Origin of the sequence: Rhizobium sp. YJ-22 (genome assembly GCF_029601685.1) — a bacterium.
Classification (GTDB): domain Bacteria; phylum Pseudomonadota; class Alphaproteobacteria; order Rhizobiales; family Rhizobiaceae; genus Metarhizobium.
Genome location: NZ_JARRIR010000020.1, coordinates 13,194 through 36,440, shown reverse-complemented (window position 1 = coordinate 36,440; position 23,247 = coordinate 13,194). Strand labels below are relative to the sequence as shown.

The 23,247-nt window shown below is 64.5% G+C and carries 22 protein-coding genes and 1 pseudogene; 15 read left to right on the top strand and 8 right to left on the bottom strand.

All coding sequences use genetic code 11. The features are described 5' to 3' along the window. Positions 1-443: 443 nt before the first annotated feature. From msrA to P7F60_RS27675, 5 genes and pseudogenes are all read right to left on the bottom strand, one after another. The gene (gene msrA / locus P7F60_RS27695) at positions 444-1,118 is read right to left on the bottom strand and encodes a peptide-methionine (S)-S-oxide reductase MsrA (RefSeq protein ID WP_277920838.1); all 675 of its coding nucleotides are present in this window, start codon (positions 1,116-1,118) and stop codon (positions 444-446) included. A 49-nt stretch (positions 1,119-1,167) separates the two neighbouring features. Then, positions 1,168-1,658, bottom strand: a pseudogene (locus P7F60_RS27690) (hypothetical protein). Between the two features lie 212 nt (positions 1,659-1,870). Then, positions 1,871-2,386, bottom strand: coding sequence for a peptide-methionine (R)-S-oxide reductase MsrB (msrB, locus tag P7F60_RS27685; RefSeq protein WP_277920830.1), 516 nt, complete (start codon positions 2,384-2,386; stop codon positions 1,871-1,873). Between the two features lie 577 nt (positions 2,387-2,963). After that, the gene (gene hutH / locus P7F60_RS27680; RefSeq protein WP_277920829.1) at positions 2,964-4,484 is read right to left on the bottom strand and encodes a histidine ammonia-lyase; all 1,521 of its coding nucleotides are present in this window, start codon (positions 4,482-4,484) and stop codon (positions 2,964-2,966) included. 102 nt (positions 4,485-4,586) lie between these two features. Beyond that, a complete protein-coding gene (locus P7F60_RS27675; RefSeq protein WP_277920828.1) occupies positions 4,587-5,948 on the bottom strand; it encodes a UbiD family decarboxylase in 1,362 nt (453 codons plus the stop codon). Between the two features lie 158 nt (positions 5,949-6,106). On the opposite strand from P7F60_RS27675, the gene P7F60_RS27670 reads away from it, so the two are divergent. The 11 genes from P7F60_RS27670 to P7F60_RS27620 all read left to right on the top strand — a co-directional run bounded on the left by P7F60_RS27670 (position 6,107) and on the right by P7F60_RS27620 (position 16,258). After that, the gene (locus P7F60_RS27670) at positions 6,107-7,288 is read left to right on the top strand and encodes a LysR family transcriptional regulator (protein WP_277920827.1); all 1,182 of its coding nucleotides are present in this window, start codon (positions 6,107-6,109) and stop codon (positions 7,286-7,288) included. Positions 7,289-7,376: 88 nt separating this feature from the next. Continuing rightward, on the top strand, positions 7,377-7,628 hold the full coding sequence (locus tag P7F60_RS27665) for a hypothetical protein (protein WP_277920826.1): 252 nt from the start codon (positions 7,377-7,379) through the stop codon (positions 7,626-7,628). 276 nt (positions 7,629-7,904) lie between these two features. Continuing rightward, a complete protein-coding gene (locus P7F60_RS27660; protein ID WP_277920825.1) occupies positions 7,905-8,375 on the top strand; it encodes an AsnC family transcriptional regulator in 471 nt (156 codons plus the stop codon). 146 nt (positions 8,376-8,521) lie between these two features. Continuing rightward, a complete protein-coding gene (locus tag P7F60_RS27655; protein ID WP_277920824.1) occupies positions 8,522-9,562 on the top strand; it encodes a Rieske 2Fe-2S domain-containing protein in 1,041 nt (346 codons plus the stop codon). Next, on the top strand, positions 9,559-10,554 hold the full coding sequence (locus tag P7F60_RS27650) for a PDR/VanB family oxidoreductase (protein ID WP_277920823.1): 996 nt from the start codon (positions 9,559-9,561) through the stop codon (positions 10,552-10,554). The genes P7F60_RS27655 and P7F60_RS27650 overlap by 4 nt, the downstream gene beginning before the upstream one ends. Before the next feature lie 96 nt (positions 10,555-10,650). Then, the gene (locus P7F60_RS27645; protein ID WP_277920822.1) at positions 10,651-11,439 is read left to right on the top strand and encodes an SDR family oxidoreductase; all 789 of its coding nucleotides are present in this window, start codon (positions 10,651-10,653) and stop codon (positions 11,437-11,439) included. A 38-nt stretch (positions 11,440-11,477) separates the two neighbouring features. Continuing rightward, the gene (locus P7F60_RS27640; protein ID WP_277920821.1) at positions 11,478-12,611 is read left to right on the top strand and encodes an extracellular solute-binding protein; all 1,134 of its coding nucleotides are present in this window, start codon (positions 11,478-11,480) and stop codon (positions 12,609-12,611) included. 60 nt (positions 12,612-12,671) lie between these two features. Next, positions 12,672-13,712 carry an ABC transporter ATP-binding protein gene (locus tag P7F60_RS27635; RefSeq protein WP_277920820.1) on the top strand — a complete coding sequence of 347 codons (1,041 nt, stop codon included), beginning with the start codon at positions 12,672-12,674 and terminating at the stop codon, positions 13,710-13,712. After that, on the top strand, positions 13,709-14,566 hold the full coding sequence (locus P7F60_RS27630; protein WP_277920819.1) for an ABC transporter permease: 858 nt from the start codon (positions 13,709-13,711) through the stop codon (positions 14,564-14,566). Before P7F60_RS27635 ends, P7F60_RS27630 begins: the two co-directional genes overlap by 4 nt. Further along, a complete protein-coding gene (locus tag P7F60_RS27625) occupies positions 14,563-15,342 on the top strand; it encodes an ABC transporter permease (protein ID WP_277920818.1) in 780 nt (259 codons plus the stop codon). The genes P7F60_RS27630 and P7F60_RS27625 overlap by 4 nt, the downstream gene beginning before the upstream one ends. 25 nt (positions 15,343-15,367) lie before the next feature. Then, entirely contained in the window at positions 15,368-16,258 is an 891-nt protein-coding gene (locus tag P7F60_RS27620; RefSeq protein WP_277920817.1) for a LuxR C-terminal-related transcriptional regulator, read from the top strand. 60 nt (positions 16,259-16,318) lie between these two features. On the opposite strand, the gene P7F60_RS27615 is transcribed toward P7F60_RS27620, so the two are convergent. From P7F60_RS27615 to P7F60_RS27605, 3 genes are read right to left on the bottom strand one after another with little or no spacing between them, the layout of a single operon-like run. Further along, complete coding sequence (locus tag P7F60_RS27615) at positions 16,319-17,362, bottom strand: C45 family peptidase (RefSeq protein ID WP_277920816.1); 1,044 nt, start codon at positions 17,360-17,362, stop codon at positions 16,319-16,321. Positions 17,363-17,386: 24 nt separating this feature from the next. Beyond that, positions 17,387-18,274 carry a polysaccharide deacetylase gene (locus tag P7F60_RS27610; RefSeq protein ID WP_277920815.1) on the bottom strand — a complete coding sequence of 296 codons (888 nt, stop codon included), beginning with the start codon at positions 18,272-18,274 and terminating at the stop codon, positions 17,387-17,389. A gap of 43 nt (positions 18,275-18,317) precedes the next feature. Beyond that, positions 18,318-18,746: a hypothetical protein gene (locus P7F60_RS27605; RefSeq protein WP_277920814.1), complete on the bottom strand. Its 429-nt coding sequence runs from the start codon at positions 18,744-18,746 to the stop codon at positions 18,318-18,320. Between the two features lie 159 nt (positions 18,747-18,905). Here P7F60_RS27605 and P7F60_RS27600 point away from each other — a divergent pair, with 159 nt between their 5' ends. The 4 genes from P7F60_RS27600 to P7F60_RS27585 all read left to right on the top strand — a co-directional run bounded on the left by P7F60_RS27600 (position 18,906) and on the right by P7F60_RS27585 (position 23,240). Further along, the gene (locus P7F60_RS27600; protein WP_277920813.1) at positions 18,906-20,267 is read left to right on the top strand and encodes a glutamine synthetase family protein; all 1,362 of its coding nucleotides are present in this window, start codon (positions 18,906-18,908) and stop codon (positions 20,265-20,267) included. 35 nt (positions 20,268-20,302) lie between these two features. Further along, positions 20,303-21,592, top strand: a complete 1,290-nt coding sequence (locus P7F60_RS27595; protein WP_277920812.1) for an FAD-dependent oxidoreductase — start codon at positions 20,303-20,305, stop codon at positions 21,590-21,592. Positions 21,593-21,759: 167 nt separating this feature from the next. Continuing rightward, the gene (locus P7F60_RS27590; RefSeq protein WP_277920811.1) at positions 21,760-22,734 is read left to right on the top strand and encodes a magnesium transporter CorA family protein; all 975 of its coding nucleotides are present in this window, start codon (positions 21,760-21,762) and stop codon (positions 22,732-22,734) included. A gap of 248 nt (positions 22,735-22,982) precedes the next feature. Beyond that, a complete protein-coding gene (locus P7F60_RS27585) occupies positions 22,983-23,240 on the top strand; it encodes a hypothetical protein (RefSeq protein ID WP_277920810.1) in 258 nt (85 codons plus the stop codon). The last annotated feature ends 7 nt before the right edge of the window (positions 23,241-23,247 follow it).

The following is a 23,247-nucleotide window of genomic DNA, read 5'->3' as shown; positions in this document are numbered from 1 at the left end:
TCGAACCAGGTAAGGCTGGAGTAGCGTTTCCGTCGCCCCGAACGTGCCAGAACTCCGGGCGGACGAAAACGAAGCGGCCTGTGCAGAGATCGTTGCCGCAATGATGTTCGATCCGCTGGCTTGAAAACTCCGTGAAGGTCATGAAAGGCCGGCCATCAGGGAGGAAGACCTCGGTCGCGGTCTGGCCTCGCCGCAACCTGTACCGTCGCACAGCGGAGAGTTTTCGCCCTTCGACCAGAGTTTCACGCCTTTCGGCAAATGTGTCCCCGGTGATGGTCGCTGTTCCTACAAACGCAATCCGTTGCCCGGCGACATGATCGATGACCTCGCGCCGGACGGACCAGACCCCGGCGGGAAAAGCGGATGCTGCCTCTGCCGGATGCGAAACCAAAACGACAAACCTGTTTTTGCGAAGCCATTCCAGTGAGATTTCGTGACGAGCCCTATTCGCCGATTCCCACTTTTGCGACAAGGACCGGATCACTCCGGAAGTCCGCCGGGAACAAGCGCTTCAGGTTGTCGATCTTGGGCATGTCGTTGTAGACGATGTAGGGATAGGTCGGATTGTTGGTCAGGAAATCCTGATGATAGTTCTCGGCCGGGTAGAAGGCTTTGTCCGGCTCGATCGTCGTGACGATGGCGGCGTCGTAGATGCGGGCCTTGTTCAACTGCTCGATATAGGCTTTCGCAACGCCGGCCTGTTCCTCGCTGGTCGGGAAGAGTGTCGAGCGGTATTGCGGGCCGGTATCGGGACCTTGCCGGTTGAGCTGGGTCGGGTCGTGAGCAACGGAAAAATAGACCTGCAGCAGCTTGCCATAGGTGACCTTGGCGGGATCGAAGGTGACACGGACCGCTTCTGCATGGCCCGTATTGCCATTGCTGACCATTTCGTAATGCGCGGTCTCCTGCGCGCCGCCTGCATAGCCGGAAACGGCGTTGCTGACGCCCTCGACATGCTGGAAGACGCCCTGGACGCCCCAGAAGCAGCCGCCGGCGAAGACGGCGGTTTCCCGGCTTGCGGCGTTCTCCTCGTCGAGGACAGGTGCGGGAATGGCGAGACCCTCCTGCGCGCCGGCGCTTGTTGTCTCGGACAGCAGCCCCGCAAAGGCGATGCTCATTCCGGCGAAAAGAGTGGAAATCCTGGCAATGCGTTTCATGGCGGTATCCTCAACCGAAGATGAATGCGTAGGCTTCGAAGCCCGGATCGGGAAAGCGGATCTCGACTGTGTGGTCGGTGATCGGCCCGTCCCGGCGCGCAAGCTGGTAGAGCGCTGTTTCGTCACCGTGCCATTGTCCTCCGGGCCTGTGTCGAGACCGTGGTCGCCGCCCGGCGCCTTGCCGTCGATGGTTACCGGGAAGCGGACCTGCTTGTCCCCGCTGCCGGGGCCGAGCACGAGATGCAGGTCTCGGGCGCGGAAGCGATAGTGGATGCCACCTTCTTTCGTCAGATCGGCGCGTTCTGGGGCGACCTTCCAGCGCCCGGTGAGGCCCCATTCGTTGCGGCGCGCATCCTCTGCGACATAGACGTGAACGGTATCGTTGACGATTCCATCGGCGCCGAGGAAATTCTGTGCGCCGAGGGAGACGATCGGGCGCGTCACACGCTCGACAATGGCTGGAAACAGGAGGATGATCCCGAAGCCGGCGAGGATGATCATCGCCGCCAGCCGGCCATATTCGTCGGCCTCTGCCGCCCAGCCGCCACCGAGCGCGTCCAGCGATGCGACGAGGGCCAAGGTCAGCGCCATGCCCACGAGCATAGGCAAGGTGCCGCGCAGGAAGGGCTGTCCAGCCCGCGCGAAGACAAAGGGCAGGGCCGGCAGGATGCAGGGGCTGAGGATGCCCGCGAAATAGGCCAGGACGGCAAGGGTCATGGGTCAGCTTTTCCGGATCGCGCCGCCGCCGGGGTGAAGGTCATGGCAAAGCCGTTCATGCAATAGCGCAGCCCCGTCGGCCGCGGTCCGTCGTTGAAGACGTGGCCGAGATGGCCGCCGCAGCGGCTGCAATGCACTTCCACCCGGACCATGCCGTGGGACGCGTCGCGTGTCATGCCGACGGCATTGTCGAGCGGCGCCCAGAAGCTCGGCCAGCCCGTGCCGCTCTCGAACTTGGTGTCCGAGGAAAAGAGTGCCTGGTTGCAGCCGGCACAGGAGAAAGTGCCTTTGCGATGCTCGGCCAAAAGCGCGCTCGAACCCGGCCGCTCCGTGCCTTGCTCGCGAAGAATGCTGAACTGTTCCGGTGTCAGAAGGCTTCGCCATTCGTCCTTGCTTCGGCTGACGGTGAAACTCCCCGGCGTCGCTGCGAGCAATGGGCCTGTCCCGATAGCCAGGAACCCAGCCGTAAAGGTTGCCACGCTTGCTGCCAGAAGCCCGCGTCTGTTCATCATGATGCACTCCTTCAATGGCGTCCTGCCGATGAATACGGACGCCGCTGCCCGATTGTTACATGACCCTCTTCGGATGGCGCATGACAGGCAACCCGCTTTGGGTCGCCTGAGGCGCTGGGCGTCTCCTCCGGGGCAATGCTCGGCGTCATCTGGCTGGTTGTCGGGCTCGACCTATGCGGTGCGGCGTGAGGAAGCGACCCTGTGGATGGTCGTGCTGGCGATTGCGCTCGGCGGCGTCGTGCTTGTCGGCCGGTGGCTTGATATCCTGCCGCTCGGCGCGACCATCGCGGTGGGAAGGCGAGCGAACCTGTCCGTGGTGAGCGCAGCCCTTCTCGCCTTCTCGGCGGTTCTCACGGTTGCGGCCAACCGCTGGGTTCGAAGCGGTGCTTGGCAGCGGAAGGGGTGTGGCTTTTTCGGCACCCGTCATTCCGGAACACTCCCAAATCAAAGCCGACTTGAAACAGGTCGCCAAATCCGGCGTCACAATCAAGAAAGCTGGAAATCTGCCGATGGAGCGACCGGGTCCAGGCGCGCCGTTCCTGACCGTCGGATCGACCGGTGCAGCGCGCCGACGGCCTCAAGGCCAAGCAATGGTGGCAAACGGCCAGGGCGCGGAAACCATGCGGGAGATGTTCTCGAGATCGCGGCTCAATTCCCGGTCTTCCTTCAACGGCGCAACGAGGTCGCGGATGGCGTCGTGAAGCTGGCGCATCTGCGGGCCGAGCCTGCCTGTCACCCCGCGCAGCTCGATCGCCGTCGCCGCGCACATCATCTCGATCGCCACGAGATAGCGCAGCCGCTCGACGATCGCCGAGGCCTTGGCGACCACGCGCGGCGCCATGGACGACTGGTCCTCTATGCTGTCGGAAACGGCCAGCGGGCTGATCGACATCGGATTGGCGAGATGGCGGATTTCCGCCTCCAGCGCCGCCAGCGGCTTTTGCAGTTCGGCATAGCCGGCCCGGCTCTGCCCTCTTGCCGACAAAAAGCGCGGCAGTTCGGAAGCGGCGGGCGACATCAGCCGGAGGCAGCGATTGGCGATGCCCGCCGCACAATGCGCCAGCGCTTGGCCGAGTTGTTCCCAGCACAGGGCAAAGCTCGTCAGGTCGAAATTTCCGTTTGAAACGATGCGCCCGCTTTCCGCAAGGACGATCGGGTTGTCGCCGGAATGGTGAAGTTCGATTTCCGTGGCCGCGTGCGCCTGTTCCAGAACATGGGAAAGCGCGCCCCAGACCTGGGGCACGCATCGATAGCTGAGCGGATCCTGAAGACGCCGCGCGGCTCCTTCCCGCCACAGATCGCTACCGATGAGCAGCGCGCGCAGGCGTGCTCCGATCACCTGTTGCCCGAAGGCGGGGCGGGCGGCCAGCGCTTGCGCATCGATCACGCTCAGAGGTGAGCGGAATGCCTCATAGTTCAGTGCGACGGCTGCCAGCGACCAATCGATGAAAAGGCGAACGTCTTCGATCAGCAGGCAAGCCGTTCCCGTCGACAGGCTGTTGGCGACGATCAGCGCATGGCCGTCCTTCTCGCGCAGGTCGAGCGGCGGCAAGCCGGCCAGGGCGAGTGCCTGCGCTGCGGGCATGACGCGCCCTTGATAATTCACCTCGCCCTCGCCGCCGAGCGCGCGCCCCAGATGCCCGAGCGGCAGCAGGTCGGCAGCACCGATCGATCCCCAGGAGGGAATGACGGGATGGATGCCGGCGTTCAAAGCCGCCACCAGCCCGGCAGCGACCGCTTCGGAAGCCCCCGTTCCGCCGGCAGCCATGCCGCAGATGCGGGCCGCGAGCATCGCCCGCACGGCCTCGACGGGCAAGGCCGGGCCGATGCCGACGCTATGGCTGTGGGTGACGCTGCGCTGGAAGGCTACGAGATCGGCGGCGGACAGGGATGTGTCGACGCTGGCGCCAAGGCCCGTATTCAGCCCATAGGCAGGCTTTCCGGATGCTGCGAACCGCTCGATCAGCGCGCGGCCTTCGCGAATTCTGTGGAGCGCCGCCGGTCCGAGTCCGAGGCGGGCGCCGCGTCGGGCAATGGTGGCGATCGCATCCGCATCGAGCGGCTTTTCGTCGAGGAGGATGGTGGGGGAGGCGGTCATATGTCTTCTTCTCGCTGCACTTGCCGGCGGGCATCAGGCTGGGCCGCTCCGCCGCGGATGCGACAGGCGCAATCGGGCAGGACCATGCGGGCGCGGACCTTTTCAGTAGTCGTCCAGAGCGCGACGCACCCGCTCGTATACGTCTGCCGGCGGGCGGGCGAACTCCGCGCGGCCGCCGGCTTCGCCGTCGCCGGGCCGCGTCGTCGCCACCATGCCGATCTTGGTCACGGTCAGGGCTTCATGGAGCGGATCGCAGCGATCGGCCTTGACACCCGGCAACACGACCAGATCCTCATGGCCGCGAAAGCGCGCGGCGAGTGACCATTCCACCTGTCGCGGATCCTCGATATCGATATCATCCTCGACGACGACGACATGCTTGAGCAGATTGACCAGACCCATGGCGAGGATCACCGCCCGCTTGCCCTCCCCAAGGCGTGGGCGATGCATGGAAATCACCGCATGCAGGCGCCCCATGCCGCCTTCGGTGACGAGCACGCGCCGTACCGCCGGGATCGAACGCTTCAGGTCGCGGGTGAGGGTGGCGCCGATGGCGACCGCACCCAGAAGGCAATGTTCGGCGGCATAGCCGGGCAGGATCGCCTGATAGATCGCATCGCGCCGGTGGGTGACGCAGCGGATTTCCCCGCCGATGCCCGGTCCGTAATAGACGTAGAAGCCCGGAAATTCCGAAACCGCCCCTTCCTCGATCAGGTCTTCTGGAAAAAGCACGCCTTCGAGGACGATCTCGGCATGGGCCGGCACCTCCAGATCGACCGTGCGGCATTTGACCAGCTCGACGCCTTCGCCGAGGAGACCGCCGACGATATCGAACTCATCGTCGCCCAACCCCACATACATCTGCGATCCGAGCAGAACGGCGATATGATTGCCGATCGCCACCGCGATTTCCAGCGGGTGGCCGCGCAGCCGGGCCTTCTCCGCCAGCATGGCCAGATGGTGGTTCTTGGCGATTCCGGCCATGATCCCGCCGCCGCCTTCAAGGCGCAGCCGGGCAATGGAAACGTTGCGGCGGCCCGTCTCCGGATCTCTGGCGACGATGACGCCGGCGGTGATATAGGCGCCGGCTTCCTTCTCGAACCAGTGCGGGACGGGCAGCAGCGCCGAAAGCTCGAAAGGCGCTTGATGGATCACGGCCTGCACCGGGGCATTGGCAACGATGACGGGCGGGATCGGGTGTTGCAAGGCATGCTGGCAAGCATCGTCGAGTGCTTCTTGCGCGATCCCCAGGCCTTGCGCGAAGCGCTGCCGGCTGTTCCAGAGATTGCCGACAACAGGCATGGCGCTGCCGGACACATGATCGAAAAATTGTGCCGGGCCCCGTTCGCGCAGCGACAGAACCGAGGCGATCTCGAAACGCGTGTCCACTGGCCGCGCGATGCGTCTGAGATCACCTGCCGTCTCCAAACCGGCCATGAAACCGCGCATGCTCTGATCGACCACTGCCCCGCCCTTTGCGTCATTCCTGCCCGTCCGCTCCGGTCTTGCCGGTCTTCCCATGTTGTTCCATCTGCCGTCGCCCCTGACAAGAGGCTTCTCTATTGCATTTGTCGCACAGATGATGCCGGATACGCGCCGGGTCACGACGAGATGGAATTGTCATGGATGTGTTGACGCTGTGTCTGGCGCATGAGGTCCTGACGCTGCAAAGCATCCGCAAGGTTGCGCGCCAGACCGGATGCGCACCGTCGACGGTCAGCGGTGCCCTGTCACGCCTGGAGGCTGCGGTCGCCGTGCCGCTGGTGCGCCGGGATCGCGCGGCCAGCTTCGTGCTGACGCTGGAGGCGCAGCATCGGCTTCCCGCATTGACCGCGCTCGTCGGCCGCATCCGGGATTTTCTGCGCGAGGCGGGTCGGCCGGTCGGAGAAAGGCCGCCGGCGGTCGGCATCAAGGCTCTGCTGCGCTTCGCCGCCATCGCCCATTCGGGCAGCATCCGCGGTTCCGCCCGGAGCCTGAAGATCGGTCAGCCGCAACTGACGCGGCAGATGTCCGATCTGGAACGCATGCTTGGCGCGACGCTGCTTACCCGCTCCGCCGCGGGCGCCTTGCCGACCGCGCTCGGCGAACGCCTGCTGCCGATCGCCGAAGGCATCGTCATGGAATGGGAGGCATTGTCGCATGCAGCCTCGGAACGGTTTCGCAAGGAACTGGCGACATGGCGCATCGGCACGGTTGTGCCTCTCGGCCATGAAAGCAGCATCGCAAGAATGCTGGCCCGACTGACGATCAACTGGGCGCCGCATCAGGCGCGCCATCCGCTGCACATCTCCAGCCATAGCGCGGAAGAACTGATGGCAGGGCTGAAGAGCCGGCGCTCCGACCTGATCGTCGTCGATCACAACCGCATTCCCAGCGATTTCATCAGCACAACGCTATCCACCACACCGCTCGCGCTGGTGGGACAGCGCAGGCTGATGGCGCGCACATCGGATGTCGCGGCGCTGCTGGCCGATCATCCGGTGGTGCTACCCAGCCAGCGCAACGGTATACGGCAGGAGGCCATGCATTACATGGAAGGCAGGCTCGGCCGGGAACGACTGGCGGCAATCCCGATCGTCGAGATCGATTCCATTCCGGTGATCATCAATCTCGTCGCCGAACACGGCTATCTCTCCGTGTTGCCGCAAAGCGCGATCGCTCGGCTGCCCTTCGATCTCGGCCATGTCAGCCTCGCGCCCGGCCATATGCTGACCCTTGCCATGGCTTGGCGGCGGGGAGGTCTGCCGGAGGCTTTGTTGAACGCGGTCCACCGATCGCTCGGCGGCGACCTGTATCAGACCTGAGCGCATCCGCGCCGACGAACCGTGTGTTGCGGGTTCGTCGTGCGCCTCGGTGAGGTCGGCCGGAACGGCGCGTGCCGGGATGCGGAACATGTCCACCATGGCGATGTCGAACCGCCTCTGTATCAGCGACGGGATGATGCTGAACCAGATGGCGTCGACGGTGAACCTGATGACCTGCGCGGGCGCTCCTCCTTCAATCAGAGAACTTCACCAGCCCTCTCGTCAACTGGAGCAACTGGCTTGCCGGGACCGCAACCCGATCATTCGCCGCTTCGCGACCTACGATGGCGCTGGAGGCTGCCTGTGGAAGAGCCTCGCAGCGACCGGAAGTTTCTGGTGATCAGGCCGGGTGCGGTGCGCGGCGAGCGATCGCCCTTTGCCATGCCGATCTTCCGGGGTTCGTCCCGTTTTCCGACATGGCAATACCGTCCCGTGGGTTGGCAATTCGCGGTGCTTTATCGTTTCAGCAAAGCGATTCGTTGGCACGAGGGGTTTTTCGGGATGTGCGAACCGGACTTCGGGGACGTGGCAGAGGTCGTCGATATCCCGCATTGCTCTCGCCAATCTTGCGCCGGAGATGTACATCCTGAGCCGACGTCAAGAAAACGGATGCGCCATGATCACCCATTCGAACCGGATCGACGAACTCGACCGCAACATCATTCGCGAGCTGCAGAGCGACGGCCGTCGCCCCTTGCGCGAGGTCGCCCGCAATCTCGGCATCGCCGAAGCGACGGTGCGGCTGCGGCTGAAGCGGCTGCAGGACGAGGGCATGTTGCAGGTGGTCGCCTTCGCCGATCCCACCAAGCTCGGGCCGTCGCATATGGCGCTGCTGTTCCTGACGGTGACGCCGGCGCGCCATGCGGATGTCGTGCGGGAACTGAGCGACTGGATCGAGGTCTCCTACCTTTCCACGACGCTGGGCGATGCGGATATCTGCGCCCAGGTCGTCTGTGCCGACCAGCCGGCGCTCTGGGACATGCGCCAGAAAGTCTGCGCACTCGAAGGGGTGACGGCAGTGCGTATTCTCAGCGAGGTCGACGTGCATAAAATCCGCTTCGCGTTACCGCTTGATATTCCTCAATAATTTTCAAATGCGCAGAAAATAGGCGCTTTTTATGCGCAAAAATAATTGATAAACGCCAAAAATAATTGACATGCGCAGAATTCGTCTGCAATCTTCACGCATTCCGACGGCCTGGGAGTGGCCGTCCGAAAACGACGGAGACCCGCATGCTCGATATGGTCCGCAAACCCTTCAGTGAACTGCCGCCGCTCACCGGCCCGAAACGCGAGGCCGCCGAGCGCGCCATGCGCCGCCAGTGGTGGGCCGTCGCGCGTTCCGCCGATCTCGATACGCCGCAGCCGGCCGTGCTTCTGGGCGAAAGGCTGGTGGTCTATCGCACGGCGTCCGGCCAGGCGGTCGTGCAGTCGCGCCGCTGTCCCCATCGCGGTGGGGATTTCACGCAAGGCAAGGTGCATGGCGAGGCGATCGCCTGCCCCTATCACGGCTGGCAGTTCGCCGCCGCCGATGGCAAATGCACGCATATCCCCTCGCTGGAAGACCAGTGCAAGATCCCGCCGCGCGCCGCCATCGCCACCTATCCGGCGGTCGAGAAATGGGGCCATGTCTGGACTGTGCTCGAACAGCCGGCCATGCCGCTGTACGAGATGGAGGCCTGGAAGGGGCTTGATCTGGAATGGCTCGCCGGCCCGCCGCTCGATTCCGAAACCGGCGTTGCCGTGGCCATCGAGAATTTCCGCGATGTCGCGCATTTCCCCTTCGTGCATGAAGTGTCGATGGGGCCGTCGCCGCATATCGTCGAGCCGCTGAAGGTCCGCCGCGAAGGGCTGGAGATCTTCATGCAGCGCACGTTGCATGCCGGCAACGGCGACTGGGCGAACGACGGCGATTGCGAGATGTATTATCAATGCACCGCGCCGGGGCTGGCCACCATCACCTATGATTATGCCCGCTACGGCAAGCGCATCGTCGCCGGTTTTCCGTCACCTATGGCTTACGATCATGTGATGATCTTCTGGGGCGTGGCCAACGAACGGACCTATACCGGCGCGAACCTCGAAGAGTGCCTGCGCGTCGAGGAGATGGTCTATCGCGAGGATCTGCCGATTGCCGGCGCGCTGGAGCCGCGCGAGATCGACTGGGACGGCACCTATGTCGAACATTCCGTTCCCGCCGACCTCTTCACCCTCAACTATCGCCGCGCCTTCAACGAGTTCGTCGAGGCGGCGCTGGCGGAGGAGGGGCGGTGAGGGTGGCCGCCTTGGCGATGCGGGCGCCGGAGGAAGCGGCCATGCCCGCCCGCCTCGAAGCCCGCATCGTGCAGATCACGCTCGAAGCCGATGCCGTCGTCTCCTTCACCATGCGCGCCGCTAATGGCGGCGACCTGCCGGCCTGGACGCCGGGCGCACATGTCGATCTCTGTCTGCCCTCCGGCCTCGTCCGGCAATATTCGCTGTGCGGCGATCCCGCCGATCGCAGCCAGTACCGCATCGCGGTGCTGCGCCAGGAGGGTGGGCGCGGCGGCTCGCGCGAGGTGCATGAGGCCCTGCGCGTCGGCCAGACGGTCGGCCTTGTCGGGCCGCGCAATGCCTTTGCGCTCGCGCCGGCCGAGCGCTATCTCTTCGTCGCCGGCGGCATCGGTATTACGCCGATCCTGCCGATGGTCCGCCACGCGGCGGCGCGCGGCGCGGAATGGCGTCTCATTTACGGCGGGCGCAGTCGCCAGCGCATGTCCTTCCTCGATGCGCTTCACGGCCTCGACCGGGGCTGCATCGATCTCAGGCCCGCCGATGAACAGGCGCATATCGATGTCGACGGCATCGTCGCGGCGGCACGCGGTGGAAGCGAGGTCTATGCCTGCGGCCCGCGCGGCCTGCTGGATGCGCTGGAGGAAAAGTTTGCCGCGAGCAACCTTGCCGGACACCTGCATATCGAGCGTTTCGGCGCATCCGCCCCGCCGGTGCTGCCCGGCGATGGCGCGATCCGTGTCTTCCTCGCCCGCAGCGGCGGTCATGTCGACGTGCCGGCCGATTGCAGCATCCTCGAAGCCGTGCGGCAGGCGGGCCATGATCTGCCCTCCTCCTGCGAGCAGGGGTTCTGCGGCACCTGCGAATGCCGCGTGCTCGCCGGCACGCCCGATCATCGCGACGCGCTGCTCACCGAAAAGGAGCGCGCCGCCGGCACGGTCATGATGCCCTGCGTATCGCGGGCGCTGACACCGACGCTGACGCTCGACATCTGAGCCTTCGGCAATAACCCGGCGGGGGTATGTCCCGCCTCAAGCACTGGTGACAACACTATGAATGCTTTTTCGACTGTTCTGGAAAGAGGCGCGCCGATGAACGCAGGACGGGGATGGGTCGAGGGAAAGGTCGCGGTCGTGACCGGAGCGGGCTCCGGGATTGGACGTGCCGCCGCCCGCCTGCTCGCCGCCGAAGGCGCGACCGTCTATCTCACCGATATCGACGGCAAGGCTGCGGAAGCCACCGCCGAGGCCATCGGCGGCCCGGCCTGCGCCATGGCGCAGGATGCGCGCGACGAGGCGGCCTGGGAGATGGTCATGGCCCGCGTTCTGGCCGAACAGGGCCGGCTCGACGTGCTCGCCAATTGCGCCGGCATCCAGTTGACGCGCGGCCTTCTGGAAACCTCGCTCGACGATTTCCGCCATGTCTTCGGCGTCAATGTCGAATCCGTCTTCCTTGGCACGCGCGCGGCGGTGAAGGCCATGCTGCCGCAGAAGACCGGTTCGATCGTCAACATCGCCTCCAACTTCGCCAATATCGCCGATGGCTTAAACACCGCCTACTGTGCCTCGAAGGCGGCGGTCGCCCATTTCACCCGCGCCGCCGCCCTCGATTGCGCCCAGCGCGGCACGCGCATCCGCGTGAACTCGATCCATCCGGGCTGCATCGATACGCCGATGCTGGAGCGCGAGATCGTCGATGTCGCGGCCAAACGCGGTGATCCCGACACGTCGTCGGTGCGCGCCGAATGGCAGACGCTGGCGCCGCTCGGCATCGGCGCGGCCGAGGATATCGGCTGGGCGGTGGTCTATCTCGCCTCCGACCGCAGTCCCTACACGACCGGATCGGAAATGGTCATCGACGGAGGGCACATCGTCCGCTGACCGCGCCAGGAATAAACGCTGAAAAAAGGGGAACGACCATGACAAACCATCAGCACAACGCCTCGAAATTCGCCAGTTCGCTCACGGTCAGCCGCCGTCATTTCATGATGGGCGCGGCGGGGCTTGCGGCCGTCGCCGGCTTCGGAATCCGCCCCGCCGCCGCGGCCCGGGACGTCGCCTTCCTCGGTTGGGAAGGATACGACCTTGCCTTCAAGTCGACGGACCTGCTCGGCAAGGCCGGCGTCAACATGCAGCCGACCTATATCTCGGCCATCGAGGACATCATCACCAAGCTGCGCGGCGGCGGCATCGGCTCCATCGACCTGACGACGCTGATCTATCAATACGTCTCCTTCTGCGGCCAGAGCGACCTGCTCGGCGCCATCGACGAAAGCCTGGTGCCGAACCTGGCCGCCATGCACCCGCGGGTCAAGGCGCTCGACAAGTTCCTGCGCGTCGACGACAAGCTCTACGGCGTGCCCTTCACTTTCAGCGCCATTCCGCTGCTCTACAATCCCGATCTCGTCGAGGAGCCGAAGAGCTGGCTCGACCTGCTGAAGCCGGAATACAAGGGCAAGGTCGTCGGCTATCCCGATGTCATGAGCATGATCGTCACCTGGTCGAAGGTGGCGAACGGGCTGGACGACCCGAGCCGCATGACCAAGGAGCAGCTCGACAAGACGGTCGAGCTGATGATCAAGGTCAAGCAGAACTCGCGCACCATCCCCTCCAGCCTCGGCGAGATCTCCGACATGTTCAGCCGCAAGGAGATCGTCATGGGCATGGGCTGGGAGCCGATGATCAAATGGGCCGGCGACAAGGGCGTCAATCTCAAGATCGCCTCGCCGAAGGAAGGCACATTCGCCTATTTCGACACGGTCAACATCGCCAAGGATGCGCCCAACCGGGAGCTGGACCACGCCCTGATCAACTGGGGCCTGTCGGCGGAAAACCAGAAGACGTTTGCCGAAGGCAATATTCTCGGTATCGTCAACCAGGATGCGATGAAGGCGGTGACGGACAAGACGGTGGCCGGCATCTACCACTTCGACGATCTCGACGCCTATTTCGCCGACAAGTTCCTGCCGGGCATGTTCCCGCTCGAACAGGAGGGCGAGTTCGTCACCTGGGACGACGTGCTGGCCGCCTTCGAGAGCTATCAGAGAGCCTGAGGTATGACCGTGAACGTTTTACCGCCAACAATCGCCGCCCTCGGGAATGGAGTGGGTCGTGTGAGCGCTGAGCCGCTTGTCCGCCTTCAGGGACTTTCCAAGAGTTACGGCATCTACCGGGCCGTCCATCCGCTCGACCTCGATTTTCACGAGGGGGACTTTCTGGCCATCCTCGGCCCCTCGGGCTGCGGCAAGACCACCCTGCTGAAGATGCTCGGCGGCTTCGTCGAGCCCTCGGAAGGGGCGATCCTCATCGGCGGCCGCGACGTGACGCGGCTGCCGCCGGAAAAGCGGCCCACCAACATGGTGTTTCAGGGCTACGGCCTGTTTCCGCACATGACCATCCGCCAGAATGTCGGCTATGGCCTGCGCATCGCCGGCACGCCGCGCGCCGAGGTCGACGCCCGCGTGCGCGACATGCTGGCGCTGGTGCAGATGGAAGCCTTCGCCGACAAGCTGCCGCCGCAGCTTTCCGGCGGCCAGCAGCAGCGCATCGCGCTGGCCCGCGCGCTGATCATGCGCCCAAAAGTGCTGCTGCTCGACGAGCCCTTCGCCGCCCTCGACCTCAAGCTGCGCCAGGCGATGCAGGAGGAACTGCGCCGCCTGCACGCCGAGATCGGCGGCACCTTCGTCTTCGTGACGCACGACCAGGCGGAAGCCATGCTGCTCGCCACCAAGGTGGTGGTGATGTCGCGCGGCAAGGTCGAGCAGGTCGGCACGCCGGAGGAGATCTATCTGCGGCCGAAGACGCATTTCGTCTCCACCTTCGTCGGCGAGGCCAATTTCCTGAAGGCCTGTCGCAAGCTCGCCCGCGTCAGCATCGAGGGCGCCTTCGCTTTCGACGATGCGGGGCCGGATGGTGACGTGCTCGTTGGTGTCAGGCCGGAAAAGGTGCGCCTCGGCGCTGCCGCCGCGCGCTGCGACCATCGCTTTTCGGGCACGGTGACACAGCGCATCTTCCTCGGCGCGCAGGTGCAATACACCGTGCGCCTGCAAAACGGCGAGACCTTCGTCGCCTGTCTGCAGGAGGGCGATCTTCTGCCGGGCGACAGCATCGATGTCGGCTGGATGTCCGCCGATCAATGGGTGGTGACGCCATGAGCGACGGCGCACCGTTTTCCCTGAAACGCGACGGGGCGCTGCTGCTGCCGGCCGCCGCCGTGCTCGCCGGGCTGTTCATCGGCCCGATGCTCTATTTCCTCGTCGTGTCCTTCTTCAAGGTCTCGCTGTTCAAGATCGTGCCAGGCTTCGATCTCGGCAATTACGCCAAGGTGGTCGGCTCCTATGGCCCGCCCATCCTCTTCACCATGGGCATCGGCTTCCTGATCGCCAGCGTTACCACCGTGCTCGCCTTTATCGTCGCACATCTGATCTGGACGCGCGGCCGCCGCTTCAGCGGCATCCTGCTGGCGGCGACGCTGCTGACGCTGTTCGGCGGCTATCTCGTCAAGATCTATGCCTGGCGCACCCTTCTCGGGCGTGATGGCATCGTCAATAACACGCTGGTCGGCCTCGGCATCGTGCGCGAACCGATCGAGGCGCTGCTCTACAGCCCGGTCGCGGTGGTTCTGGTGCTGGTCAGCTACCTGCTGCCCTTCGCCATCCTGCCGCTCTACGGCGCGTTGCGCTCCATCGAGGAAAAGACCATCGAGGCGGCGCGCGATCTCGGGGCCTCGCCCTGGGGGGCGGTGCGCGATGCGGTGCTGCCGCGCTGCGTGCCGGCGCTGGTCACCGCCTTCGCGCTCTGTTTCCTGGTCACGGCGGGGGATTACGTGACGCCGCGCATGGTCGGCGGCACCCGCACGATGATGATGGGCAACTTCATCGAAAGCCAGTTCGGCCTGCGCATGAACGTGCCGCTCGGCGCGGCGATGACCTATCTCACCATTACGGCTTCCATTGCCGTGATCGCTTTCGTCTGGCTCGCGCTCAAAACCGTGTTGAGGCCCAAATGAACATCGCCTATGGCCGCCTTGCCAATACCACGATCGGTATCCTGTGCATGATCTTCATGGTCGCGCCGCTGGTGCTGGTCGTCCTGTTCTCCTTCGGCTCCTCCAGCCTGATGACCTTCCCGATCCGGGGCTTTACCTTCGGCTGGTACGGCGCGCTGATGGCGCGGGACGATTTCTGGAGCGCGCTCGCCAACAGCGCCACCGTCACCGGCGCGGTCGGCGTGGCGGCGACCGTCATCGGCACCGCCGCCGCCATGGTGATCGTGCGCCTGCGCCCGCGCCAGTCGGCCGCCGCCTTCTTCCTCTTCGGCCTGCCGATGATGATGCCGCCGCTGGTGCTGGCGCTGGCGCTGCTGTCGCTGTTTTCCGTGCTCGGCGTCAAGCTCAGCCTGGTGACGGTGGTGCTGGCGCATCTGACCTTCACCATGCCCTTCGTGATCCTCATCGTCACGGCGCGTCTGAGGGATTTCGACTATGCGGTCATCGACAGCGCCCGCGACCTCGGCGCCTCGCCGCTGAAGACCTTCCTGACCGTCACCTTCCCGCTGATCCGGCCGACGCTGTTCGGCGCGGCGCTGATCGCCATGGCGCTGTCGCTCGACGATTTCGTCATCACCTTCTTCCTGATCGGCGGCGGCAACACCCTGCCGACGCTGGTCTGGGGCATGCTGCGCACCGGGCTCGATCCGTCGATCAATGCGCTGGGCACGCTGATCCTGCTTTTGACCATCGGCAGTTCGGCGCTTGCGCTGCGCCTGACACGCTACCGGGGATAAACGCCGAAACGGGAGGGAGCCCGGCATGACACGAAGCAATTGCACCGTCGCGGACACCTGGCCCGACAATCCCGCCCGTCAAACGCAGGCGCCGGAGCCAGCCTCCGGCGCCCCCGGCCTTTCCGAGCCGATGCTGCTGGCGCGGCTGGTCGATTCCATCGAGACGGAGTATTTCTTCGCCGCGCTCCGGGATTTCATCAATGCCTCGGTGGCGATCGACAATTGCGTGGCGCTCGTCTTCGCCGTCGACAAGCCGCCGCTCATCCTGCACCAGTGGTCGCCGCAGGAGCCGAACTATTTCCAGATGCTCTACTGCCAGGGCGCCTATGTGCTCGATCCTTTCTACCGGCTATGCCTCGAACAACATGGCGGCGGGGCCTTCCTGCTCGACGAGATCGCGCCCGACAGCTTTAACGAAAGCGATTTCTACCAGACCTATTATCGCAAGGTGCAGATGATCGACGAGATCGGGCTGCTGTTTCCGGTCGATGGCAAGCGAGTCATCCACCTCTCTCTCGGGCGGCGGGCGAAATCCGAGCACTACACGCCGGCCGATGCCGGGCGCATTCGCCACATCGCGCCGCTGCTCGAATCCCTCCTGAAGCGCCATGTCCGGAGCCGGCTGGAGCAATGGGCGGCGGGGGAGGCCAGCCAGCCGGCCGCATTGCCGATCACCGGTCGATGGCTTGCCGCCTACAATGTCACCAGCCGCGAGGCCGAGATCGCCGCCATGGTGCTGCGCGGCCATTCCAACACCTCCATCGGCCTGACGCTGAACATCAGCATCGAGACCGTAAAAGTCCACCGGCGCAATCTCTACGGCAAGGTGCGCATCTCCTCGCAGGCCGAGCTTTTCCTGCTGTTTATCAACCACATCCTCGATGCCGGCGAGCCGGCGATGCAGGCGGTGCATTGACCATGCGAAAAGCGGTGCGGACGAGCCCGTCCGCACCGCTTTCGGAACAGGAAATTCTTCTCAGGGCCGTCCCTTGAGGACGGTCAGTTCGCCGCCGGCGAGATCGAGGATGACGGTCGCCAGCGTCTGATAGGCCGTGGCCGGGTCTTCGCCGGGCTCGGGACGGCAGCAGACCGCGCCTTCGAAACCCTCATGCCGGCGCATCGCCGCAAGCACATCCTCGACGCCCGGACGGCCGATGCCGCCGAGTTCCCGCCGCAGCAGATCGCGGCGCAGCAGCGTGTCGGGGAAGGCGCGCGGCTCGGTGTCGTGCGCGGCCGGGCCGGGGGCGAGGAAGTGGTTGGTGTGGACGATGAAGCCCTCGGCATCCGGCAGCACGAAGCTGGGTCCGCCCGGATGCATCTCCACCGTCATCGCCTTGCCGACGCCGCCCTCGAAACCGACGAGATTGAGCGAACTGGAGGCGGAAACCTTCGCCGTCCCCAACATCTGCGCCGCGCGAAAAAGATTGGCCGCTCCGTCGAGCACGGCGCGCGCCGCCACATGCACGGGCACGCCGATCTCCGCGCCATCGGCCGTGTGGTGCAGGATGGTGAACAACAGGCCGAGGCCGCGCGTGTTGAGGCCGGCCTTGCCGACGATGCCGTATTCGGTCATCGTCTTGGTGACGCTGCCGTCGGCCAGCGGGATTTCCCAGACGAGCCAGGCATCGTCAAAACTGTGATACCAGTCCCAGGTCTGCACCGCGACGGGAGCCGTCAGTTCCGGCGTCAGGTGGATGACGGCGGAGCATTCGCCGCGTGTCGCAGCCTTGGCCATGGCGAGGATTTCGGTGCGGGCGTTGAGCGCGCCGATCAGCACCGGATCGACGCCGGCGCCCTCGGCGATGCCGAGCATTTCCGCATGCAGTGCCGGTGCGAAACCGGCGGTCGCGGCCAGCGCCGCCTTGCCGGCGGCCGGGATATCGATGCTGCCCCCGGAAAAGCGCGTAAACAGCGTGCCATAGGTTTCGACATTGGCCTTTACCTTGGCCGCGAACCGGTTGCCGAATTCCCGGCCGCGGGCGCGCGGCTCCATCTCGGTGGAGCGATAGATCGTCACCATGAATATCTGCCTTGATTTGAAGGATTAAAGCGCGTCGCGGCCGCATGCCGATTGCGCCTGCGGCGCACCGGATGTCAGCCATTCGGCAAGTGGGTTTTCCATGCGCCAGCGGTCGGCATAGGCGCCCATGGTGGAGAAGGTGACGCCGTCGCGGCGTCCGAAATCCTCGATCAACCGTTCCAGCATCATCAGCCGGTGGCCCCGGCCGATCACCTGCGGATGCATGGTGATGGAGAACAGCGCATCCGGAATGTTGTTGTGAACATAATCGAATTCGTCCCGCCAGATCTCTTCGACCTTGGAGGGGGCCGAGAGACCGTAGGTGTCCTTGTCGACGAATTCGAAATGCGGGAAATCGTCCATCACCCAGGCGACCGGCAGTTCGACCAGATCGACGTTCGGCCCGAAACGATAGGGGGTCTTGTCGTCGAAGCGGTCGTCGATGCGGGCATAATAGGGAATGAAATCCGATCCCATCAGGCTTGAATCGTAGCTAAAACCGTAATCGAGCAGGATTTTGATGGTGCGCTCGGAAAAATCCCAGGAGGGGGAGCGATAGCCCTTCGGGCGCACGCCGGCGGCCCTGTGCAGGGCCTCCAGCCCCTTTTCGATATTCTCGCGCTCGCCGGCCTCGTCGAACTCCGCCGGGTTTTCATGCACCCAGCCGTGATGGACGATCTCGTGGCCCTCGTCGCGAATGCGCTTGACGATATCGGGATAGGCAAGCGCGGTATGGCCGGGAATGCAGAAGGTTCCCGGCAGGCGGTGTTTGCCCAGAAGATCGAGGATGCGCGGCACGGCGATGGCGCCGAACTCGCCGCGCGAGACCATTGAGGGATTGCGCGTCTTGTAGGAGCCGAGCCACACGGACATGGCGTCGAAATCGAAGGTCAGGGCACAGCGTGTCGGCATCGTCGTTCTTCCTTTCGTCGCTTGCGTTCGGGATTGCCCCGCCTCAGGTGGAATAGTCCGGGTCGGTGGTGATGTGCTCCTTGAGGATGATCCACTTGCCGTCGCGCTTTTCCATGGGGAAGGTACACCATTGGCGCAGCTTCGCCGGGCCGCTGGCCAGCATGCCGCCGCCGCGCAGGATGAACGAGGCGCAGGCGATGTTGCCGTCGACCCAGATCTGCACCGATTCCTCCTCGGCCTTGATCGCCCATTCGACCATGTATTGCTTGACCATCTCGCCCCAGATGCCGACATAGTCCTTATGGCCGTAAAGCAGCGACAGCTGCCCGCCATAATCGTCGATCACCATGGCGTCCTTGTCGAGGATGCGGGCGAATTTCTCGATGCTCCACGGATTGCGGGGGCTGAAGGTCCAGCCGTCGAGCCATGCGTCGATGGCGGCGCGTACCCCTGTTACGTCCTTTTCCGACATGTCGGTCTCCCTTTGCGCTGTCGATGGGGGCACTCTGGCAAAGGCGGTGGCGGGGGTCACTACCTCCGCCGGGTTATTCTCCACCCCGGCCGGGGCGGCTAGGGATGGAGGAAAGGCGCTTCGACCGACGCCCGCGAATCTTTCCCCAAGGAGTATATTATGCTCAACATCGATCTCGCCGGGCGCCACGACGCCCCGGCGACGGACAAGGCGGGCGATCGCTACGCGCTTGCCGCCATCTGCGACATGAACGGCATTTTTCGTGGAAAGCGCGTGCCGGGGGGCAAGCTGGCCAAGCTCGGAACCGAGGGCATCCGCATGCCGCTCTCCTCCGTCGGCGTCGATATCTGGGGCACGGATGTCGCCGGTACGCGGCTGACGCTGGAGCGCGGCGATCTCGACGGCATCTGCGAGGCGACCGGCCGGGCGGCGCTCGATCTCGGCTTTTCCGGCGCGGGCGGCCTTCTCCTGCCGATGTGGATGAAGAAGGAGGACGGCGCGCCCTATTTCGCCGATGGCCGCCGGCTGCTGGCCGACATGCTCGCCCGTTTCGACCGGCTGGATCTCACCCCGGTCGTGGCGACCGAGGTGGAATTCTACCTGATCGATCCCACGGAAGCCCATCCCGCGCCGGCACGCGGCAGCGCATCCAGCCCCTCGCGGCATGTCGACAATATCTATTCGCTGGCCGAGCTCGACGATTTCGCGCCCTTCCTCGACGATGTTTATGCCATGGCGGCGGCAAACGGCATCGCTGTCGATGCGGCGATTGCCGAAGGCGCGCCGCGGCAGTTCGAGTTCAACCTGCAGCACAAGGCGGATGCGCTGCGCATCGCCGACGACACGCTGTTCTTCAAGCAGATCATCCGCAGCGCCGCCCGCCGGCACGGCCATCTGGCAAGCTTCATGGCCAAACCCTATCCGGACCATGCCGGCAACGGGCTGCATGTCCATTTCTCCATCCTCGACCGCGACGGCCGCAACATCTTCGACGATGGCACCGAGCGCGGCTCGGACGCCATGCTGCATGGCGTCGGCGGGCTTCTCGCCGCCATGGCCGAGATGACGCTGGTCTTTGCGCCGCACCTGAATTCCTATCGCCGGCTTGCGCCCGGCGGCCTTGCGCCGACCACCGTCGCCTGGGGCTACGAGAACCGCACGGCGGCGCTGCGCATACCCGCCGGCCCGCATGCCGCCCGCCGAATCGAACACCGTGTCGCCGGAACCGACTCCAATCCCTATCTGGTGCTGTCGGCCATTCTCGGCGCCGTCCTCGACGGCATCGAAAACCGCATCGCGCCCGGCGCACCGGTCGGCAGCAACTCGCATGAGGTTGCAGCCCCGACGCTGGCGCGCGACTGGCGGCAGGCGCTGGACTGGTTCCGGGCCTCGGAGCGCGCGGCGCGGCTGCTGCAGCCGGAATTCGCCGCCGCCTTCGCCGCCTGCAAGCAGCAGGAGCAGGATGTTTTTGCCGCGCGCGTGACCGATTTCGAAATCGAAACCTATCGCCTTTCGGTATAAGCCATTCCAATCGATTCAAGACCGAGTGCCCGATCATGGCCGAGAGCTACTGCAAATCCTATTACGCCGCCACCGCCAATCCCGTCCCGCCCTTCCCACGGCTTGAAGAGAGCATCGACGTGGATGTCGCCATTGTCGGCGGCGGTTTTACCGGCATTTCGACGGCGGTGGAGCTGGCCGAGCGCGGCGTGCGGGTGGCGGTGCTGGAGGCGAACCGCATCGCCTGGGGCGCATCGAGCCGCAATGGCGGGCAGATCACCGGCTCGCTCTCCGGCGACCGGGCGATGGAAAGGCAGTTCGCCCGCAAGCTCGGACGCGATGCGGCGGATTTCGTCTTGAACCTGCGCTGGCGCGGGCACGACATCATCCGCCGGCGGGTGGAAAAATATGCGATCCGCTGCGACCTGAAATTCGGCCACATGCAAGCCGCCTATCAGCCCTCGCATGTCGCCGAGCTGGAAGACATGTATCGCGCCGCCTGCGCGCACGGCATGGAGAGCGAGGTCGAATTCCTGCGCGGGCCGGCGGTTCGCGATCTCGTCGGCACGGATATCTACCATGCCGGCCTCGTCAACCGGCGCAACATGCATGTCCATTCGCTCAATCTGTGTCTCGGAGAGGCGGAGGCGGCCCGCGGCCTCGGCGCGCAGATCTTCGAGGATACGAAGGTCGAGGGGATCCGCCATGGCCGGCGGCCGGAACTGGTGACGGCGGCCGGGCGTGTGCGGGCCGACAAGATCCTCATTGCCGGCAATGCCCTGCACCGGCTGGCGCCGATGAGGCTCGCCGGCATGCTGTTTCCCGCCTCGCTCGGCATCGTGACGACCGAGCCTTTGTCGGCGGATCTCGCACGCGCGATCAATCCGCAGGATCTGGCCATCTACGACACGCGCTTCGTGCTCGATTATTACCGGCTGACGGCGGATCGCCGCCTGCTGTTCGGCAGCGGCACCAATTATTCCGGGCGCGAAACCGCCGATATCGCCGAGGTGCTGCGCCCGGCGATCGTCAAGACCTTTCCGCAGCTTGCGGATGTGCGCATCGCCTTCGCCTGGCAGGGGCAGGACGGGATTTCCATTAACCGCATCCCGCAGCTCGGCCGCGTCGCCCCCAATGTCCTTTACGCGCAGGGCTATTCCGGCCACGGCGTCGCCACCTCGCATGTCGTCGGGGAGATCATGGCGCGGGCGATGACCGGCGACACCGGCGATTTCGACGTCTTCGCCGACGTTCGCCACTGGCGTCTGCCCATCGGCCGTTTCCTGGGCAACCAGGCGCTCGCCATCGGCATGTGGTATTTCCAGCAGCGTGAAAAGCTGCGCTAGAGGTAGCGCGTTACCGATGGATGCCCGGTCGCACAGGCTACAGCTCCGCGCCAACATAGTCATGTATTCGTCCTCCCCAGACAGCCGGCCAAGGCGGCCGCGAACATGCCGGCCGGTCCTGGCGGCCGATATGGAAAATGACGGGATAAGTTTGGGAGTGATTGACAATGCTGCGTTTCTATCCAGCCGACAGCGACCGGACGGGCGGGAAGGGAGCAGGGGGAACCAAGCCGCCGCTATGGATAGACGTTTTCGATCCCAGCGCCGATGAGGTCGCGCACATCGAGAAAATGACCGGCGCGGTGCTCCCATCCGTGGGAGCGCTCAGCGAAATCCAGGCTTCGCGTCGCCTCAGGAACGAACATGGCGTCCTGTATATGAGTACGCCATCCGCCGCGATGCATCCTGAACAAAGCCAGGTGACGCCGCCGTTGGGGTTTGTCCTGTCGCGCGATCAGCTGATCACGGTTCGATTCATGGCGCTGGCCACCTTCGACGCCGTTGCCGACAAGTTTGCGTCGGGGCGGGAAGCGCCGAAATCGAGCCTCGATGTCTTTGTTCTTCTCTGCGAAGAGATCGTAGACCGGGTCGCAGACATCCTCGAACACCTGGCCGGGGAACTGAATGTCCTGGCCGTCGACACATTTCAAGCCGAAGATACGCGCGGCCGGCATGCGGCTCGTTCCAACAGGCTTTTGCGGGTGCAGCTTCGCCAGGTTGGCCGGCTCGGCGACAGACTGTCGGAGGTTCGAGACGGCATACAGGGTCTGGCGCGGGTCGTCGCCTATGTCGAGCAAAACTGCGGTGTCTGGTTTACGGAAGCGCCGAAATCCGCCATTGCCAGCCTGCATCAGGACATTCATTCGCTGACCGAGTATGAAGAGCAGCTCGCAAACAAGGTCCAGTTCGTTCTCGACGCTCTCGTCGGGCTGATCGGCATCGTCCAGAATGATGTGATCAAGGTCCTGACGATCGTCTCCATCGCCGGTATTCCGCCCACGCTGGTCGCCGGGATCTATGGCATGAACTTCAAGTTCATGCCTGAATATGACTGGGCCTGGGGCTACCCCTATGCCTGGGCTGTCATCATCCTGAGCACCGTCATTCCCTTGGTGTGGTTCAAACTCAAGGGTTGGTTCTAGAGCATAATCCGACCGGAGTGAAACGAGATCGACAAGATTATGCTTCAGACAAAAGCGCTCCAGCGCCGGCTTCGGGGCGCCTGATCTCAATCCCATGTCGAGAAAAAGCGACACCGAGTCTCGCTTATGCTTACCTCGACGGTGCAACAGGATGGCGGCCGCGTTCCTTCGGCGGGCCCATTGATGTTCTTTGGCGAGGGTGTATATCCCGGAACAGAGCTTTGCGTTTACAGGCCAGGACGCCCGCCATGCTGAAAACCGATACCCGCCAGGCCAACTGGCGTCGCGCCAATCCGGTCAAATATGATGCCCACCTTGCCGTGCAGCGAGCCGTGAAGGCCGGCGAGTTGGAAAAGCAGCCATGCGAGGTCTGCGGTCTCGAAGCGGTGGATGCCCATCACGATCAATATGACGACCCTTTGAAAGTGCGGTGGCTGTGCCGCCGGCACCACACGAGACTTCATCACTACGGAGAAGACATGTTTCCGGTCAGGAGAGCGCGCTAAGTTCTCG

Excerpts from the sequence above, each read along its gene's own strand:
- msrA (WP_277920838.1), bottom strand. The coding sequence starts at position 1,118 with ATGAGCATCGCCTTTGCGGGGCTGCTGTCCGAGACAACAAGCGCCGGC.
- msrB (WP_277920830.1), bottom strand. The coding sequence starts at position 2,386 with ATGATGAACAGACGCGGGCTTCTGGCAGCAAGCGTGGCAACCTTTACG.
- hutH (WP_277920829.1), bottom strand. The coding sequence starts at position 4,484 with ATGACCGCCTCCCCCACCATCCTCCTCGACGAAAAGCCGCTCGATGCG.
- P7F60_RS27670 (WP_277920827.1), top strand. The coding sequence starts at position 6,107 with ATGGATGTGTTGACGCTGTGTCTGGCGCATGAGGTCCTGACGCTGCAA.
- P7F60_RS27665 (WP_277920826.1), top strand. The coding sequence starts at position 7,377 with ATGTCCACCATGGCGATGTCGAACCGCCTCTGTATCAGCGACGGGATG.
- P7F60_RS27660 (WP_277920825.1), top strand. The coding sequence starts at position 7,905 with ATGATCACCCATTCGAACCGGATCGACGAACTCGACCGCAACATCATT.
- P7F60_RS27655 (WP_277920824.1), top strand. The coding sequence starts at position 8,522 with ATGCTCGATATGGTCCGCAAACCCTTCAGTGAACTGCCGCCGCTCACC.
- P7F60_RS27645 (WP_277920822.1), top strand. The coding sequence starts at position 10,651 with ATGAACGCAGGACGGGGATGGGTCGAGGGAAAGGTCGCGGTCGTGACC.
- P7F60_RS27640 (WP_277920821.1), top strand. The coding sequence starts at position 11,478 with ATGACAAACCATCAGCACAACGCCTCGAAATTCGCCAGTTCGCTCACG.
- P7F60_RS27630 (WP_277920819.1), top strand. The coding sequence starts at position 13,709 with ATGAGCGACGGCGCACCGTTTTCCCTGAAACGCGACGGGGCGCTGCTG.
- P7F60_RS27625 (WP_277920818.1), top strand. The coding sequence starts at position 14,563 with ATGAACATCGCCTATGGCCGCCTTGCCAATACCACGATCGGTATCCTG.
- P7F60_RS27620 (WP_277920817.1), top strand. The coding sequence starts at position 15,368 with ATGACACGAAGCAATTGCACCGTCGCGGACACCTGGCCCGACAATCCC.
- P7F60_RS27615 (WP_277920816.1), bottom strand. The coding sequence starts at position 17,362 with ATGGTGACGATCTATCGCTCCACCGAGATGGAGCCGCGCGCCCGCGGC.
- P7F60_RS27610 (WP_277920815.1), bottom strand. The coding sequence starts at position 18,274 with ATGCCGACACGCTGTGCCCTGACCTTCGATTTCGACGCCATGTCCGTG.
- P7F60_RS27605 (WP_277920814.1), bottom strand. The coding sequence starts at position 18,746 with ATGTCGGAAAAGGACGTAACAGGGGTACGCGCCGCCATCGACGCATGG.
- P7F60_RS27600 (WP_277920813.1), top strand. The coding sequence starts at position 18,906 with ATGCTCAACATCGATCTCGCCGGGCGCCACGACGCCCCGGCGACGGAC.
- P7F60_RS27595 (WP_277920812.1), top strand. The coding sequence starts at position 20,303 with ATGGCCGAGAGCTACTGCAAATCCTATTACGCCGCCACCGCCAATCCC.
- P7F60_RS27590 (WP_277920811.1), top strand. The coding sequence starts at position 21,760 with ATGCTGCGTTTCTATCCAGCCGACAGCGACCGGACGGGCGGGAAGGGA.
- P7F60_RS27585 (WP_277920810.1), top strand. The coding sequence starts at position 22,983 with ATGCTGAAAACCGATACCCGCCAGGCCAACTGGCGTCGCGCCAATCCG.